Source organism: Methylobacterium sp. CCH5-D2 (assembly GCF_001556475.1).
GTDB lineage: Bacteria > Pseudomonadota > Alphaproteobacteria > Rhizobiales > Beijerinckiaceae > Methylobacterium > Methylobacterium hispanicum.
The window spans coordinates 1-766 of record NZ_LSIX01000348.1 but is presented as its reverse complement, the minus strand read 5'-3'; the positions used below and the strand labels follow the sequence as shown (position 1 = coordinate 766).

Annotated in this window: 1 protein-coding gene and 1 pseudogene; one reads left to right on the top strand and one right to left on the bottom strand. The window is 68.3% G+C overall.

Annotated elements, in window-relative coordinates:
- The first annotated feature begins 47 nt into the window (after positions 1 to 47).
- A complete protein-coding gene (gene trxA / locus AX737_RS09135) occupies positions 48 to 377 on the top strand; it encodes a thioredoxin (protein ID WP_066920759.1) in 330 nt (109 codons plus the stop codon).
- 157 nt (positions 378 to 534) lie between these two features.
- Here trxA and AX737_RS34250 read toward each other — a convergent pair.
- A pseudogene (locus AX737_RS34250) lies at positions 535 to 766 on the bottom strand (porin family protein); the annotation flags it as partial.

Here is a 766-nt window from a genome sequence, read left to right as displayed (position 1 = left end):
CGGCGGGCGTCCACGCGACGCCGCCCGCGCTGACGAAAGGGACTGTGATGGCGACGGTGAAAGTGACCGACGCGAGCTTCGAGCAGGACGTTCTCAAGTCCGCCGAGCCCGTGGTCGTGGATTTCTGGGCAGAGTGGTGCGGCCCCTGTCGGCAGATCGGTCCCGCCCTGGAGGAGATCTCCGCCGACCTCCAGGGCCGCGTGAAGATCGCCAAGATCAACGTGGACGAGAATCCGGGCGTGGCCGCCCAGTTCGGCATCCGGTCGATCCCGACCCTGCTGCTCTTCAAGAACGGCGAGCGGGTGGACCAGAAGGTCGGCGCCGCCCCGAAGGGCGACCTCGCCCGCTGGATCAGCGCCCAGACCGCCTCGGCCTGAGCCTGGTCGGGCGGCGCGAGCCGCCGCCCGACACGCCGGGCCGCCGGACAGGCGACGAACGAGAAAAGCCCGGCCGCAAGGCCGGGCTTTTCGGTTTCAAGACCCGATTTTTTTATGGCTCGGAGCCCGGGCGAGGCCCAGGCTCCGGCGGATCGGCTTAGTACGAGCCGAACTTGTAGTTCACGCCGGCGCGGACGACGGCGAACGAGTTGTCGTCGCGACGCAGCGGACCACCGGAGAACACCGGGATCAGGCCGTTGGCGGTCTGGAAGCCGCCGACGAGCGGCAGGCCGACGGCGTTGCGGTTGTTGCGGTCGAACTGCACGTACAGACCTTCGACCTTGAGCGTCACCGCCGAGGAGCGGAAGAAGTTCAGGAACGAGTCGGTC